Annotated in this window: 16 protein-coding genes; 8 read left to right on the plus strand and 8 right to left on the minus strand. The window is 68.5% G+C overall.

The features are described 5' to 3' along the window. The first annotated feature begins 147 nt into the window (after window positions 1-147). Entirely contained in the window at window positions 148-702 is a 555-nt protein-coding gene (locus AC07NB_RS14785) for a hypothetical protein (RefSeq protein WP_492312042.1), read from the plus strand. Here the strand turns inward: AC07NB_RS14785 and AC07NB_RS14790 are convergent. Continuing rightward, window positions 686-1114, minus strand: coding sequence for an HIT domain-containing protein (locus AC07NB_RS14790; protein WP_494570594.1), 429 nt, complete (start codon window positions 1112-1114; stop codon window positions 686-688). The two genes, AC07NB_RS14785 and AC07NB_RS14790, sit on opposite strands and share 17 nt — an antisense overlap. Before the next feature lie 157 nt (window positions 1115-1271). Continuing rightward, window positions 1272-2183, minus strand: coding sequence for an SIMPL domain-containing protein (locus tag AC07NB_RS14795; RefSeq protein WP_494570595.1), 912 nt, complete (start codon window positions 2181-2183; stop codon window positions 1272-1274). A 231-nt stretch (window positions 2184-2414) separates the two neighbouring features. Between AC07NB_RS14795 and AC07NB_RS14800 the strand changes: the two genes are divergently transcribed. Together AC07NB_RS14800 and ahpD are read left to right on the plus strand one after the other, a co-directional pair. After that, window positions 2415-2969, plus strand: a complete 555-nt coding sequence (locus AC07NB_RS14800) for a peroxiredoxin (protein ID WP_291833476.1) — start codon at window positions 2415-2417, stop codon at window positions 2967-2969. A 163-nt stretch (window positions 2970-3132) separates the two neighbouring features. Continuing rightward, a complete protein-coding gene (gene ahpD / locus AC07NB_RS14805) occupies window positions 3133-3663 on the plus strand; it encodes an alkylhydroperoxidase, AhpD family (protein WP_494570596.1) in 531 nt (176 codons plus the stop codon). Between the two features lie 2 nt (window positions 3664-3665). Here ahpD and AC07NB_RS14810 read toward each other — a convergent pair whose 3' ends face one another. Next, a complete protein-coding gene (locus AC07NB_RS14810) occupies window positions 3666-4451 on the minus strand; it encodes a LytTR family DNA-binding domain-containing protein (RefSeq protein WP_494570597.1) in 786 nt (261 codons plus the stop codon). Between the two features lie 104 nt (window positions 4452-4555). On the opposite strand from AC07NB_RS14810, the gene AC07NB_RS14815 reads away from it, so the two are divergent. Then, window positions 4556-5197 carry a DUF2306 domain-containing protein gene (locus AC07NB_RS14815; RefSeq protein ID WP_494570598.1) on the plus strand — a complete coding sequence of 214 codons (642 nt, stop codon included), beginning with the start codon at window positions 4556-4558 and terminating at the stop codon, window positions 5195-5197. On the opposite strand, the gene AC07NB_RS14820 is transcribed toward AC07NB_RS14815, so the two are convergent. Continuing rightward, window positions 5154-5690 carry a hypothetical protein gene (locus tag AC07NB_RS14820; RefSeq protein ID WP_494570599.1) on the minus strand — a complete coding sequence of 179 codons (537 nt, stop codon included), beginning with the start codon at window positions 5688-5690 and terminating at the stop codon, window positions 5154-5156. The two genes, AC07NB_RS14815 and AC07NB_RS14820, sit on opposite strands and share 44 nt — an antisense overlap. A gap of 62 nt (window positions 5691-5752) precedes the next feature. Further along, the gene (locus AC07NB_RS14825; protein ID WP_291833461.1) at window positions 5753-6604 is read right to left on the minus strand and encodes a glutamate racemase; all 852 of its coding nucleotides are present in this window, start codon (window positions 6602-6604) and stop codon (window positions 5753-5755) included. 121 nt (window positions 6605-6725) lie between these two features. On the opposite strand from AC07NB_RS14825, the gene AC07NB_RS14830 reads away from it, so the two are divergent. Then, window positions 6726-8900, plus strand: a complete 2175-nt coding sequence (locus AC07NB_RS14830) for a M3 family metallopeptidase (RefSeq protein WP_291833458.1) — start codon at window positions 6726-6728, stop codon at window positions 8898-8900. Between the two features lie 84 nt (window positions 8901-8984). Here AC07NB_RS14830 and AC07NB_RS14835 read toward each other — a convergent pair whose 3' ends face one another. The 3 genes from AC07NB_RS14835 to ppc all read right to left on the minus strand — a co-directional run bounded on the left by AC07NB_RS14835 (window position 8985) and on the right by ppc (window position 12612). After that, window positions 8985-9305 (minus strand): UrcA family protein, encoded by a 321-nt coding sequence (locus AC07NB_RS14835; protein WP_291833455.1) that lies wholly within the window; start codon window positions 9303-9305, stop codon window positions 8985-8987. Between the two features lie 175 nt (window positions 9306-9480). After that, window positions 9481-9780 (minus strand): UrcA family protein, encoded by a 300-nt coding sequence (locus tag AC07NB_RS14840; RefSeq protein WP_494570600.1) that lies wholly within the window; start codon window positions 9778-9780, stop codon window positions 9481-9483. 135 nt (window positions 9781-9915) lie between these two features. Then, window positions 9916-12612 (minus strand): phosphoenolpyruvate carboxylase, encoded by a 2697-nt coding sequence (gene ppc / locus AC07NB_RS14845; RefSeq protein WP_494570601.1) that lies wholly within the window; start codon window positions 12610-12612, stop codon window positions 9916-9918. A 161-nt stretch (window positions 12613-12773) separates the two neighbouring features. Between ppc and AC07NB_RS14850 the strand changes: the two genes are divergently transcribed. From AC07NB_RS14850 to rpsP, 3 genes are all read left to right on the plus strand, one after another. Continuing rightward, window positions 12774-13151, plus strand: coding sequence for a hypothetical protein (locus tag AC07NB_RS14850; protein WP_291840068.1), 378 nt, complete (start codon window positions 12774-12776; stop codon window positions 13149-13151). A 248-nt stretch (window positions 13152-13399) separates the two neighbouring features. Continuing rightward, window positions 13400-14932, plus strand: a complete 1533-nt coding sequence (gene ffh, locus AC07NB_RS14855) for a signal recognition particle protein (protein WP_494570602.1) — start codon at window positions 13400-13402, stop codon at window positions 14930-14932. Between the two features lie 25 nt (window positions 14933-14957). Beyond that, on the plus strand, window positions 14958-15539 hold the full coding sequence (gene rpsP, locus AC07NB_RS14860) for a 30S ribosomal protein S16 (RefSeq protein ID WP_291837167.1): 582 nt from the start codon (window positions 14958-14960) through the stop codon (window positions 15537-15539). Window positions 15540-15642: the final 103 nt, after the last annotated feature.

Here is a 15642-nt window from a genome sequence, read left to right on the forward strand (position 1 = left end):
CTTTAGTCAGCGGCGGCGGGGGGGTCAACGCGGCCAAGGTCGAGTTGCGCTCTCAGACGCGTGATCGGGGCGCCCGGCGTCCATCACGATTTCGCGTGTGGCGCTTCTGCACTAGGCGCGGCGGCCCACGCGCGGCAGCTTCCTTTCATGTCGGGGTTCATCGTTCTCGCCTTCGCGGGCGCGCTGCTGCAGCAGTCCGCGCCGCATCCGTCCACGCTGGCGCAATATTCGGCGCCGGCGATCCGGCCGTTCGAGCCGGCGTCCGACTTCGGTCGCGAACGGGCCCAGGGCGACGCGGAGACGGAGGCGCACCGCCGCCCGCTGGACGCGCCGGTCTCGGTCGAGGCTTATGTCCGCTCGTATGAGTATTCGCCCGGCGATACCGAGACGGCCTATGACCAGGGCGTGGCCGCGGCGGAAATCCGCGTCGATCAAAGCGCCGGCGCCATGGACGGCCGCTGGCGGGTCTCGGACGATCAGGGCCGGGTCCTGTTCGGCCTGGTGCTGGATGACGACGGCCGCGGTCCGGTCGAGGGCGGCTGGCGCGGGGCGGCGGGCGCGGGCGTGGCCACGGCGGAGGGCGGAACGGTGACGCTGGACGGGCTGGGCGCGCTGATGCTGGAGCCCGCCGGTCGTGACTGGCGCGGGACCCTGACAGAGGGCGGCCGCACCCGGACCGTCACGGTCAGCCGGGCGAACTGAGTCTGAGCCGCGATACGGCGGCCTGCAGGCCGGACGCGCCATAGGGAACCGCCGGGCCCCGGCCCCAGACCGGATCAGGCCACAGGGCGTCGTCATGGCGACGACCGACCACATGCACGTGCAACTGGGCCGTGACGTTGCCGAGGGCGCCGACGTTCAGCTTCTGCACCGGTCGTCCCGCGGCCTCGCCCAGCAGCCGCACCGCCTCTCCCGCTTTCAGGATCTCGTCCATCAGGACAGCCCGGTCGGCCGTGTCGAGATCTTCCAGTTCGTGCAGGCCCGTCCTGCGCGGGATCAGGATCAGCCACGGAAAGCGGGTGTCGTCCTGCAGCCGGACCTGACACAGCGGCCAGTCGAGCACGATCACGGAGCCGGCGTCGAAGGCGGGGTCGGCCTTGAAGGAAACGGTCATGACGCCTCGGTCGCCCGTCGCGGCCGAGGCGTCAAGCGGAACGCCTAGACCATTTTTGCTTCAGGTCGGAACGACCTGAATCCAAAAAATGGTCCAGCATCAAACTGGAGCGAAATCTGAGCCGAGTTGGACTGCGTCCAACTCAACCGATTTCGCTCTAGTTCAACGCATAGACGACGCAGGCCCGATCGGTCAGTTCGCGCAGCGGCGGCTGCAGCGCGAGGCGGGCCGCCTCGATCTGGGTCTCGTCGGGCGCGACGCCCGGGCGAGGCGGCGGCGGAGGCGGCGGAGGGGGAGCCGGCGACGCGTAGCCGGCGATACGGTTTCCGGTCACGACGGCTTCCTGCACCGTGGTGGCGTCTTCCGTGCCCGATCCATAGGACGGCCAACCGGCGAGGACATCCGTCTGGCAGGCCCGGCCGGTCGGGTCGATGACCCTGACCCCGCCGAGACTGGTTCCGGCGTTCTCGGCCGCAGCGCGAGCCCTGCGAGCCGCGTCCTTGACGGCTTCAGCCTGAAGCCAGGTCAGGATCGCATTGTCCGGCTGCAGGCCGAAACCGACGGCGCTGACCGAGGTCGGCTGCGAGGCGATGACGGTCGCGTAGACCCGTTCCAACACGGCGACATCTCTTATGGTCACCGACACCGAGGCGTCGGATTGATAGCGGGCGATGCGGTCGGCGCGGACGTTGTCGCGCATGACGCCGTTCTCGTCGCGATACTGATCATAGATGGGCCGGGTGGTGATGGTCGTCTCGACCCGGACGGTGTCGGCGCCGTAGGCGCCCAGCGCCTGGCTGAGGGCGCGGACCTGATCCGCCGCCTTGCGGGAAGCTTCCGTCGCGGTGCGTTCCACTGACTGGAAGGTGGCGCCGAAGCTGGCCCGGTTGGCCTGCACTTCGGTTCGCACATAGCCGACCGAGGCGATGACCGGATCGCGCATCCACCAGGGTGCGGGCACGTAGCGGTCGCCGATGGAGGCGGGCGGCGTCTGGGCGAGGGCGGTCGTGGGGGTGATGATCGGCGCGAGGCTGGCGAAGGTGAGGAGGATGGCGGTTAAACGGCGCATTCGAAAACTCCCTGTTACACCCCGACCTGATCCCTGAAACCGGCCAGGGTAAAGGGGCGGAGGGCAATCGTCAGGCTCCGTCAGGGTCTATGCGGACTATAAAAATTATCTATCGATCATTCGCCTCTGCAATGATTGACTTTGTGCATCGCACGCGTCATTTCGCGGCTGCGGCGCCGCTCCCCCGGCGCTCCGGATTTCCATCCTTCAAGCTTATCCAGGAGAACAGCGATGCTGGGCGTCGGTCAAAAACTGCCGGAATTCAAGATCATCGGCGTGAAGCCGGGCTTCAACAGCCACGAAGAAGGCGGCGTCTCGGCCTTCGAGCCGATCACCAACGAGAGCTTCGAAGGCAAGTGGAAGGTCATCTTCTTCTACCCGAAGGACTTCACCTTCGTGTGCCCGACCGAGATCGCCGAATTCGCCAAGCTCGGTAAGGACTTCGCCGACCGCGACACCATCGTTCTGGGCGGCTCGACCGACAACGAGTTCGTCAAGCTGGCCTGGCGCCGTGACCACGCCGACCTGAACGCCCTGCCGATCTGGCAGTTCGCCGACAACGGCGGCAAGTTCGCCCGCGAACTGGGCGTCCTGAACGAGGAAGAAGGCGTCGCCCTGCGCGCCACCTTCGTGGTCGATCCGCACAACGTCGTGCAGCACGTCTACGTCACCAACCTGAACGTCGGCCGTGCGCCGGCGGACACCCTGCGCGTTGTCGATGCGCTGCAGACCGACGAGCTGTGCGCCTGCAACCGCCCGGTGGGCGGCGAGACGCTGGCGGCGTAACTGTAGCGCCCGTGTTTCCCTGACAGGCGGCGGCGCAAGTCGCCGCCTGTTTCGTTTTGTGAACGCGCCGGCCTTTGGCCTATCGGAGCGCGACCACACATGAGGGCGCTGTCCGGCCGTCGGCGCGGATGGCGGACCTCACCTCCCGGAAGGACCCCGAACCATGTCGATCGACGCCCTGCGCGACCTCATTCCCGGCTACGGCAAGGATATCTCGCTGAACCTGTCGTCTCTGGCCGCCGAGACGGTGCTGAACGACCAGCAGAAATGGGGCTGCTTCCTGGCCTCGGCTCACGCCATCGGCGTGGCGCCGGTGGTCAAGGCGATCGAGGCCCAGGCGGCCACGATCCTGTCGCCCGAGGCGATGAACGCGGCCAAGGCCGCCGCCGCCATCATGGGCATGAACAACATCTACTACCGCGCCCTGCACCTGATGAAGAACCAGGAGTACACGACCATCCCGGCCAAGCTGCGGATGAACGTCATCGCCAATCCGGGCGTCGACAAGATGGACTTCGAGCTGTGGTCGACCGCCGTCTCGGCCATCAACGGCTGCGGCGCCTGCCTGGACGCCCACGAGGGCGAACTGCGCAAGCACGGCGTGCCCAGCACCCAGGTCCAGGCCGCCCTGCGCATCGGCGCGGTGGTCCACGCCGCCAGCCGCATCGTGGCGTCGGAAGCGGCGCTGGCCTGAACCTAGGCGGTGACGGGGGCGGCCCAGTCCGTCCCCTTCAGCGCGGCGGCGTAGGTTCGGCTGACCGGCGCCGTCGCTCCGTCCGACAGGACCAGTTCGCCCCGCCCGCTCTTCCAGCGCGCGGTCTCGACGCCGGTCCGGGCCACCCACCATGAGCGATGGGTGCGGAACCCGTCGCAGGCGCCCAGCGAGTCCAGGGCGTCGCCGAACCGCATCAGCACCAGATCGGATCCGGCCTCGGTGCGGACGCGCAGGTAGTGGTCCTCCGCCTCGACGGCGATGAGACGCGCCCGCGCCAGGCGCGGCGGAAGCTTGACCCGAATGGCCGGCGGCGCGGCCCCATCGGAGACGGGCGCGGGGGTCTGCTTGAACGCCGTGCGCACCAGCCAGGCCAGGCCGACGACGGCGATGTTGACCGTCAGCACGCTGGGCATGCCCCAGATCAGCTTTGCGGGCTGAAACGTCGCGCCCCACAGGACCACCGGCAGCATCGCCACCCACAGGGTGATCGGCGGCGTCATGGCGATCAGCTGGGCCAGGACGAACAGGCGCGGTCGGCCGGGAAGCCGCCGCGCGACCCACGGCTCGATCATGGCCGCGATGACGCCGCCGCCGACCAGGGCGAATTGCCAGAAAAGGTAGCGCTGAAGCTTCGGGACGTTTTCCGAGTCAAACGCCGAGGTGGCGGCGAGGAACCACCCGAGCAGCATCAGGCCCATCAGCTCGACGATCCCCGAGCGGCCGATGCGCAGACGCCGCATGCCCTGTTTCACGCCTTCGGTCGTCACGCCCTGCTCCGTTCACGAAGCGGATCGGGCCGTTCGCGAAATCAAGGCTGACACGCCCGGTGCGGGCGTTTCAAGCGGGCTGCATGTTTTCCCGGAGATCCCTCATGCAGCGCGTGGCGACCACGACCCTGTTCGGCCTGCTGGCCCTGATGTGCCTCGCGGTCGCCCTGTTCAGCGCCCGCTTCCTGCTGCCGTCGCCGTTCATGGCGGAATCGATGGCCCCGCACCTGCAGGCGCGGCCGATCATCTTCCTGGCGCATGTGGCGGGCGGAGTGACGGCGCTGGCCCTGGGCGCCTTCCAGCTGGTCACCTGGCGCGGTCCGCGAAGGGCGTGGCACCGCATGGCGGGCCGGGTCTATGTGGTCGCCTGCCTGATCGGCGCGCTCGCCGGCCTCGGCCTGGCGCTGACCACGTCGGCGGGACCGCTGGCCGGCCTAGGGTTCGGCTTGCTGGCCCTCGCCTGGTTCGCGACCACGACGCTGGCGTGGCGCAAGGCCGTGGCCGGGGATTTCGCCCAGCACCGGCGCTGGATGATCCGCAGCCTGGCCCTGACCTTCGCAGCGGTGACGCTCAGGATCATGATCCCGCTGTCGATGATGAACGGGCTGGATTTCGCGATCGCCTATCCGGCCATCGCCTTCCTGTGCTGGGTTCCGAACCTGATCGTAATCGAGCTGTGGCTCAGATTGTGGGGCTGGGACGCTACGCCTCCGGCGCCTCGGGCCCGTAGTGGATATACCGGATGAATCGATAGAACTGATCCTGCATGACCGCGTCCACGCCGTCGGCGTACGCCCCCAGGCCGGGCCCGCGGACGACATAGGTCATCACCACATCCCAGCCGGCCCCGCCCGCGCCGCCGGTCCAGCCGATGCCCCAGTTGGCCAGTGTGGCCTTGCCCTTGAGCGGTCCCAGAGCCGCGTCGATCAGGACCCCTGTCTCCGGATCATATTCATAGACGGCGCCGTGCTCGAACGTCGACCCGTCCGGCATGGCCTCGCAGAAGCAGGTCCCAGGGTCCAGGGACAGGTGCAGATTGTGAGAATCGCCGCTGTAGGTGTGGGCGGGGTTCCACCAGTTCCCGATGTCCTCGACCGAGACGATCAGGTCCTCCTGCGTGGTCTCCAGGGTCGATACATAGCGCAGGACGAAATGGTCGGCGCTGCGTTCGACGACCTCGGCGGCGGCCGGCGTGGCGAACGCCAGCACGGCGACGGCGGCGAGCAATGACTTGAGCATGATCGATCCTCCCGCCGCCATCGGGCGACGAACGGCGGTATTCGTCAAGTCACAGTCTGGCGTCAGGCGGGCGTGAAGGTCAGGGGCGCGCCCCAGAACTGGCTGACCAGTTCCGACTGCGGCCCGGCCTTGCCGCTGGTCAGGAAGTCGCGGCGGCCGGAACCGCCCAGCACATATTCCGGATGCCGTTCGAAATAGCGGTCCAGGGCGTCGGCCACGGCGGTGGGCTGGTGGATCAGCGACGTCCCGGGCGGCAGGGCGGCGGCGAAGATCTCGGCCACGATCTCATAGTGGGTGCAGCCCAGGATGGCCTTGTCCGGATGACGGCCGATGCGGCGGCGCAGGGCGTCGACATGGTCCCGGACCACGACCTCGAGCTCCTCGGCCGGGGCGCCCAGTTCGATCAGGCCGGCCAGGCCGGGGCAGGGCTCGGAGAAGACGGCCAGATCTTCGCGCCGCTTGTCGATCTCGATCTCATAGACCCGGCTCATGGCCGTGGCGGCGGTGCAGAAGACACCGGTGATCTCGAGCGCCTCGATCTTGTCGCCCAGACGTTCGGCCTCATAGGTCCAAGGCAGGCCGGTGGCGGCCTCGATCGTCGGCACGATGATGCCCAGCACATTGACCGGGCGGCCGTGGCGCGCGCGCGCCTCGGGCACCCAGGTCTGCTGCAGGCGGCGCAGGGCGATGGCGCTGGCGGTGTTGCAGGCCAGGACGATGACGTTGGCCCCCGCCTCGAACAGGCGTTCGCAGCCCGCGCGGGTCAGATCGACGATCTCCTCGCCGCCCCGGCCGCCGTACGGGGCGTTCGCCTGGTCCGCCAGATAGACGAAATCCCGCTCGGGAAAGCGTCGGGTCAGTTCGCGGTGAACGGTCAACCCGCCCACGCCGGAGTCGAAAACGCCAATGGCCATGGGCGCGCTTTAGCCGCGCGGCTCCGCGCCGTCCATGGCTGGAGGTTACAGGGCGTTCATGTGACAGTCCGCCCCCCGCGGGCCTAGGGTCCCGGAAACGAACCGCCGCTACGGAGTTCCCATGCAAAGACGTCAACTTCTCATCGCCGGAGGGAGCCTCATGGCCCTGACCGCCACCGCCGGCTGCGCCGCCGGCACGGCCCTGGGCGCCAGCGCCTCCGCCGGGAGTCTCGAAGCGGACGCTCGGGTCGCCCGCGCCGTCCTGCCGGTGCAGACCCCGCGCGCGGAACTGCTGCAGCCCTGGACCGGCCCCTACGGCGGCGTGCCGCCGTGGGACAAGGTGACCGCCGCCAAGCTGCGCGAGGCGCTGCTGGAAGGCATCGAGCTGCAACGCGCCGACTACAACGCCATCGCCGACAACGCCGAGGCCCCGACCTTCGCCAACACCCTGGTGGCCATGCAGATGGCGGGCGAGCCGCTGGATCTGGTCGGCAACATCTACGGCGTCATGACCTCCAACATCGGGTCGGACGACTACAACGCGGTCGACACCGAGCTGTCGCCGCTGCTGTCCGCCGCCGGCGACGAGATCAGCTTCAACGCCAAACTGTTCCAGCGCGTGAAGACGGTCGCCGACAACGCCGACGCCATGGGGCTCACCGCCGCCCAGAAGCGCATCGCGACCCGCAGCCGCGACAGCTTCATCCGCTCGGGCGCGGCGCTGGACGCCGCCGGCAAGGCCGAACTGGGCCGGATCAACACCGCCCTGGCCAACGCCTTCACCGCCTTCAGCCAGAAGGTCGTGGCCGACGAGAACACCTGGACGGTGATCCCCAACGAAGCCGGCGTCGCGGGCCTGCCCGCCTCGAACAAGGCCGCCGCCGCGGCCGCCGCCCGCAATCGCAACCTGCAGGGCTGGGCGATCATCAACACCCGCTCCAGCGTGGATCCCTTCCTCAGCTTCGCCGATGACCGCGCCCTGCGTGAGGTGGTGTGGCGCAAGTTCGTGAACCGTGGCGACAACGGCGACCGCAACGACACCAACTCGACCATCGCCGAGATCGTGCGCCTGCGTCAGCAGCGCGCCCGCCTGCTGGGCTACCGCAACCACGCCGAACTGCGCATGCAGGACACCATGGCCAAGACCCCGGCCGCGGCGATGGAGCTGATGAACCGCGTCTGGGCTCCGGCCAAGGCCCGTGTCACCGAGGAAGTGGCGGACATGCGCGCCATCGCCGGGCACGACATCGAGCCGTGGGATTATCTCTATTATTCGGAGAAGGTCCGGAAGCAGAAGTACGACCTCGATCAGAATGAGCTGAAGCCGTATTTCGAGCTCAACAACGTCCGCGCCGGCTCGTTCGAGATGGCGCGCCGCCTGTATGGCTTCACCTTCGAGAAGCTGGCGCCGGGGACCGTGCCGGTCTTCCACCCGGATGTGGTGGTCTATGAGGTCAAGGACGCGGGCCGTCCGATCGGCCTGTATTACACCGACGACTACGCCCGCGCGGGCAAGCGGTCGGGCGCCTGGATGACGACCTACCGGTCGCATTCGACCTTCGACGGACCGAAGAACACCCTCGGCTCGAACAACAACAACTTTATCAAGGCCGAGGGCGGCGAGCCGATCCTGATTTCGCTGGACGACGCCGAGACCCTGTTCCACGAGTTCGGCCACACCCTGCACGCCTATTCGTCTAATGTGGTTTATCCGGCGCTGGGCGGCACGCCGCGCGACTTCGTTGAGTATCCCTCGCAGGTGCACGAGCACTGGGTGCTGAGCCGTCCGATCCTGAACGGTTACATGAAGCATGTGCAGACCGGCCAATCGATGCCGCAGGCGCTGCTGGACAAGGTCGAGGCCGCTTCGACCTTCAACCAGGGCTACGCCACGGTCAGCTACCTGTCCTCGGCGCTGGTCGATATGGACCTGCACACCCAGGCCACGCCGCCGACCGACATCGACGCCTTCGAGAAGGCCTCGCTGGAGCGTTACGGCATGCCCAAGGAGATAGTGATGCGGCACCGCCTGCCGCAGTTCAATCACCTGTTCACGTCGGACAGCTACTCGGCCGGGTATTATTCGTACCTCTGGTCCGAGACGATGGACGCCGACACCTGGGCCTACTTCGAGGAGTCGGGCGATGTGTTCAATCCGGACATCGCGCGTCGCTTCAAGGAGATCATGCTGGCCCCGGGCAACACTGTGGATCGCGCCGAAGCCTATCGCGCCTTCCGTGGCCGCGACCCGGACGTGCGGGCGCTGCTGAAGGTGCGGGGCTTCCCGACCTCCTGACGGCCCGGCCGCAAGGCGATCGGACGAAAAGAAGAGGGCCGGCGGATCATCTCCGCCGGCCCTTTTTGCACCTCATGCCCGGGATCACGCCGGCCAGGCGGGGGCGACCATGGCCTGCGGGCTGTCGCTGCGGCGGGCGCGGGCGTAGTCGTCCTGACGGGCTTGCGGCAGCTGACGGATCGCTTCGCGCTGGATTTGCCGGATGCAGACGGCGCTGGGCGTCCGGCGCGAAGACGTCACGCAGGCGTCGCGGGCGGCGGCGGCCACGCGGGCGTCGAACGCCGCCGCGCCGGCGGGCGTCGACAGGTCCAGACCGTTGGGGGACACGCGGATGCTGTCCTGGGCGGCGGCCGGAGCGGCGGCCAGCAGAGTGAAGGCGGCGAGGGTAAGCAGGGTCTTGGTCATCGGATCATCCTCCTGTCGCGGGGAGCGGCGACGACAAGTCAGATGATGGTCTCATATGACGAGCGCCAGACGACAACCGTGATGATTCAATGATTCGAGGCCGAGAATGGTGAAGCTGAACATAAGTCTGACTTATGTCAGAACGGGAGCCGCCGAAGCGGCTCCCGTTTATCGATCAATAGGCGGCGGCGCGGCGGCTGGCGGCGTAGTCGACCTGGGCGGCGCCCGGCAGCTGGCGGACGGCCTCGCGGCGCACGGCGGCCTCGCAGAAGGCGCGGTCGTCCAGGCGGCTGCCGGGGCGTCGGGCGTCGCGGCAAAGCGCCCGGGCGGCGGCTTCGACGCGCTGGTCGAAGGCGTCGGCGCCGGCCACGCTGGCCAGATTGAGATCGGACCAGCCGATGCGGGCGTCGGCGGCGGAGGCGGCGCCGGCGGTGGCCAGAACCAGGATGGCGGTCAGGGAAGCGAGGGTTTTCATGGCGGTCTCCTTGGGGAGCTCTGCATCGCCCGGGGGCGGCGACCCCGGCCGTATGGGCCGACCCTGTTTCAACCCCGTGAGAGTTCGGCGGCGAAATAGAGACGCCGCATTAAATCGCGGACATCTGAACCTTGATCAGCCGCTGTTGCGCAGCCCCGCCGCCACCCCGTTGAGCGCCAGCAGGATGCCTTCCCGCACGCGCGGATCGTCATCCCCGGCCCGGCGGCGGCGGATCAGTTCGATCTGCACGTGGTTCAGCGGCTCGACATAGGGCATGCGCAGGCGGATCAGCCGGTCCAACTCGGGCTGGCCGCCCAGCAGGGCGTCCTGACCGGTGATGGCCAGCACCGCCGCCTCGGTCCGGTCCCACTCCGCCCGGATGGCGGAGAAGACGCGGTCGGCCAGCGCCTGATCCGGGACCAGTCCCGCGTAGCGGCGGGCGATGGTCATATCGGCCTTGGCCATGACCATCTCCATGTTCTGGATCAGGGTGCGGAAGAACGGCCAGTCATGGTGCATCTGGCGCAGCTCGTTGATGTCCACGCCCTGCACCGCCGAGCCGAAGCCGAACCAGCCCGGCAGCATGACCCGGCTCTGGCTCCAGCTGAACACCCAGGGGATGGCGCGCAGGTCCTCGATGGCGGTGGAGGCGGTGCGCGAGGCCGGACGCGACCCGATCTTCAGATCGGCGATCTCGGCGATCGGGGTGGCGGCGCGGAAATAGTCGACGAAGCCGTCGGTCTCATAGACCAGCGCCCGGTAGGCGCTCATCGAGGCCTGGGACAGCTTCGACAGGGTCGCGCCGTGCCGCGCGGTCAGCTCGGCGTCCGGCGGCGGGGCCAGCGAGGCCAGCAGGACGCCGCAGGTCAGGGCGTCCAGGTTGCGCCGCGCCACCTCCGGCTCGCCGTACTTGTTGGCGATGACCTCGCCCTGTTCCGTCACCCGGATACGGCCCGCGACGGTGCCCTGCGGTTGGCCCAGCACGGCGGCGAAGCTGGAGCCGCCGCCCCGGCCCACGGCGCCGCCCCGACCGTGGAAGAGCTGCAGGCGCAGGCCCGCCGCATCGGTCACCTGCAACAGGGCGCGCGAGGCCTCGTGCAGCTCCCAGGTCGAGGTCAGGTAGGAGCCGTCCTTGTTGCTGTCGGAATAGCCGATCATCACCTCCTGCACCCCCCGCGCCCGGGCGACAGCGAGGGCGGACGGCTCTTTCAGCAGGCGCTCGAGCGTCGGCTTGGCCGCGCGCAGGTCGCCGATGGTCTCGAACAGGGGCGCGGCCTGGACCGGGCAGGCGGCGGGGTCTTCGGGGCGGTAGAGGCCGACTTCCTTGAGCAGGAGATAGACCTCCAGCAGGTCCGAGGCTGCGTCGGTCTTGGACACGATGTGGGTGCGGATGGCCTGCGGACCGAACAGGCGCAGGGCTTCGGCCGCCGCCTGCAGGATGCCGCGCTCCTTGAGCGTTTCCTCGGCATAGGTCTCGTAGGGATTGAACAGCAGCCGGCCCGAGGCCAGTTCGGCGGCCAGCACCGACAGACGGGCCTCCTCGTCCAGCGCGGCATAGTCGTCGGCGACCCCGGCGACCCTGAGCAGGTCGGCCACGACTCGCTCATGCACATCCGAGTTCTGGCGCAGGTCCAGCGTCGCCATGTGGAAGCCGAAGACGTCGGCGGCGGTGATCAGCCGGGCCAGCCGGTCGTCGGCAAAGACCGCGCCGTGGTTGGCGACCAGGCTGTCCTGCAGCACGGCCAGATCGGCGCGGAAGGCGGCGGGCCCCTCATAGGGCTGGGCGGTGAAGGCGGCGGCGCGCGGCGCGGGCTGGCCGGTCAGCACGGGATGGGTGGCGGCCAGGCGCGCGTAGATCTGGCTGAGCACCCGGCGATAGGGTTCGTCGGCGCGGTGGAGCGAATGATCGCCCGACGCTTCCGCCAGGGCCTTCAGGGCGGGCGAGATCTCGCTCATCGATCCCGACAGGCTGAGCTCGGCCCCCAGGGTGTTCACCTCGTCCAGATAGAAGCGCAGCACGGCCCTGGCCTGGCTGCGGAAGGCGGCGCTCAGCACCGCGCCGTCGACGTTCGGATTGCCGTCCCGGTCGCCGCCCACCCAGGTGCCGATGCGGATGAAGGGCTCCAGCTCCGGCGCGTCCAGCCGCTTGCGCCATTCGGCCAGCTGGGCCGGAGCGACATGCAGGAAGACGCGGTCCAGGAAGGAGACGACGGTGTCGATCTCGTCCTGCACCACCAGCCCGGCCTGCCGCACCAGCCGCGTGGCCCACAGGATGGTGGTCTGGCGGCGCAGGCCGGCGTCGCGGGCCTCCAGATCGCAGGCGTCGCCGTTCTGGTCGCAGGCGTCCAGCAGATCGGAGACCGAGGCGATGCGGTCGATGACGCTCTTGCGCCGGACTTCGGACGGGTGGGCGGTCAGCACCGGCGAGATCAGGGCGCCGGCCAGCAGGTCGCGGGCTTCTTCCGGCGAGCGTCCGGCGGCCTTCAGCCGTTCCAGCGCGCCCTCGGGCGTATCGGGCCGGGCGCCCGACGCGGTCTGCTCCTGCGCCCGCCGCTTGCCCGCCCGATCCTCGGCGACATTGGCCAAAAGGGAGAAGACCGCGAAGCCGTGGGCCAGACCGACCGCCTGATCCAGCGACAGGTCTCCCAGCAGCTGCTCCAGCCGCTGGGCGTCCGCGGCGCCCGCGTCCCGGTGCCAGGCGACCGAGGCCTGACGCACCGCCTCGATCCGGTCGTAGAGGTCCTTGCCGCCCTCGACGAGAATGACCTCGCCCAGCAGCCCGCCCAGCAGGCGCACCTCGTCTCGCAACCGGTCGTCGGCGGCCTGGATCATGTCGGTTTCTCTCAGCGGGGAGGCTGTGAGCGTCACCGTATCAGGGGATTTCGGACTGGCCATCCCAAGGCGAACGCTGAAACCGAACGTGCGTTCGGCGCGGCGTTTGCAGCACTGGCGGCGACGACAGATGACCGCGGGTCCTGCGCAAGGAGAAAGTCATGTCTATTTCGCCGGTTAGTGGTTTCCTCAGCGGCCTGACGGGGATCTTCGGGGCAGATTCGACCCGGCAGAAATCGCCCGCTTCCATCGACGCCGCGCGTTCGGAGATGGACGAAATTCGCGAGAAGGGCCTGACCGAATGGGCCCGCGAGCAGAAGATGGAGGCGCTGAAGGAAAAGCTTCGCGCCGAGGTCCTGTCCGACAAACGCCTGACCGAGGACGGCGTCGCCGGGCTGTCGGTCGAGCAGCGCAGTTCGGTCGAGGACGAGATCGCCAAGCTGATCCAGCAGAAGATGGAAGAGATGATGCAGCGTTCGATGGATGACGCCGCGCGCACCGGCAAGACCGAGGCGGTCCTGCTGGACATCATGGTCTGAGGCGCGACGAGTCGACAAACGGTCGACTTTCCTCCATAAGCCGCCGCTTCCGACGCAAGTGAACCTCGCGTCTCCACCTGCACGACCCCATTTTCGAATGGACGAGGCAGGCGAGAACCCTCTGCCGACGTGATCGTCGCCAGAGGCCGTTGTCGTATGGAGCCGTCTCACCCGTCGGATGTTTGGCTGGCCCATTTTCTGGATTCAGGTCGTTCCGACCTAAAGCGAAAATGAGCATGAGGTAGTTGATGTTCGAGGCTCTGAACGAGCGGCTGACAGGCGTTTTCGACCGGATCACCGGTCGCGGCGCCCTGTCCGAAAAGGACGTAGCCGAGGCGATGCGCGAAGTGCGCGTGGCCCTGCTCGAGGCCGACGTCGCCCTGCCCGTCGTCAAGGACTTCATCGCCTTCGCCACCGAGCGCGCCACCGGCGAAGAGGTCATCCGTTCGGTCAAGCCGGCCGATCAGGTGATCAAGATCGTCTACGACGGCCTGGTCGAGATGCTGGGCGGCGATGAGCCGACCCCGATCAACCTGAACGCCACGCCGCCCGCCGTCATCCTGATGGCCGGCCTGCAGGGCTCGGGCAAGACGACGACCTCGGCCAAGCTGGCGCTGCGCCTGACCAAGTTCGACCGCAAGAAGGTCATGCTTGCATCCCTCGATACGCGCCGTCCGGCCGCGATGGAGCAGCTGGCCCAGCTCGGCAAGCAGATCGAGGTCGCCGTCCTGCCGATCGTCGCCGGCGAGAGCGCGGTCCAGATCGCCAAACGCGCCCTGACCTCGGCCAAGCTGCAGGGCTTCGACGTCCTGATCCTGGACACCGCCGGCCGGATCACCCTGGACGAGGCCCTGATGGCCGAGGTGGCGGAAGTCGCCGCCGTGTCCAAGCCGGTCGAGACCCTGCTGGTCGCCGACAGCCTGACCGGCCAGGACGCCGTCCGCACCGCCAAGGCCTTCCATGAGCGCCTGCCGCTGACCGGCCTGGTGCTGACCCGCGCCGACGGCGACGGCCGCGGCGGCGCCATGCTGTCGATGCGGGCCGTCACCGGCCTGCCGATCAAATATCTGGGCGCCGGCGAGAAGGTCGACGCGCTGGATGTGTTCGACAGCCGCCGCGTCGCCGGCCGCATCCTGGGTCAGGGCGACATCGTCGCCCTGGTCGAGAAGGCCAGCCAGGAACTGGACGCCTCCAAGGCCGAGGCCATGGCGCGCAAGCTGGCCAAGGGGCAGTTCGACCTGAACGACCTCGCCGCCCAGCTGCAGCAGATGAAGAAGATGGGCGGTCTTCAGGGCATCATGGGCATGCTGCCCGGCGTCGCCAAGATGAAGAACCAGATGGCGGAAAGCGGCGTCGATGACCGCATGATCGCCCGCCAGGAAGCCATCATCTCCTCGATGACCAAGGCCGAGCGCAAGAAGCCGGACCTGCTCAACGCCAGCCGCAAGAAGCGCGTCGCCGCCGGCGCCGGCGTCGAGGTCCAGGACATCAACCGCCTGCTCAAGCAGCACCGGCAGATGGCCGACATGGTCAAGTCGCTGTCGCGCGGCGGACCCAAGAAGATGCAGCAGATGGCCGCCATGCTGGGCGGCCTCGGCGGCGGCGGCGGCCCCGACATGGCCCGCCTCAAGGCGATGGGCGGGGGCAAGATGCCCGAGCCGAGCGCCGACGAAATGAAAGCCCTCCAGGACCGGCTCGCCGGGCTTGGAAACCCCCTCGGGGGCGGCGGACAACTTCCGGGGGGCCTTCCGGGCCTGCCGGGCTTCCCTCCCAAGAAATAACGACTTCCTAGAAAAGAGACTGAAAATGCTGAAGATTCGTCTGGCCCGCGGTGGCGCCAAGAAGCGCCCGTACTACTACATCGTCGTCGCCGACTCCCACTCGCCGCGCGACGGCAAGTTCATCGAGCGCGTCGGCACCTATAACCCGATGCTGCCGCGCGACGGCGAGCAGAAGCGTGTCGTGCTGAAGGCCGACCGTATCTCGGAATGGCTCGCCAAGGGCGCCCAGCCGACCGACCGCGTCGCCCGCTTCCTGTCGCAGGACGAAGCCCTGGCCGGCAAGGTGAAGTGGACCCAGTCCAACAACCCGAACAAGGCCCAGCCGGGCAAGAAGGCGCAAGAGCGCGCCGCCGAACGCGCCCAGCGCGAAGCCGACCGCGCCGAAGCCGAAGCCGCCGCCAAGGTGGAAGCCGCTGAAGCCGCCGTCCGCGCCAAGGAAGAAGCCGCCGCCGCCGCCGAAGCCGCCAAGAACGCTCCGGTCGTCGAAGAAGCCCCGGCTGAAGTCGCTGCTGAAGAAGCCCCGGCCGCCGAAGCCGCCGCTGAAGAGGCTCCGGCCGCTGAAGCCCCGGCTGCTGAAGAAGCCGCCGAGGAAAAGTCGGAAGGCTGATTTCGTCCGGTTCGCCGGTTATGAAATGAAGAGGGCGGCGTCCGTTCGGGCGCCGCCTTTCTTTTTGAGGCGCGCTATTTGAGGCGTGACGACGGCGAGGCCG

The organism is Brevundimonas sp. GW821-FHT09G01 (assembly GCF_059416065.1).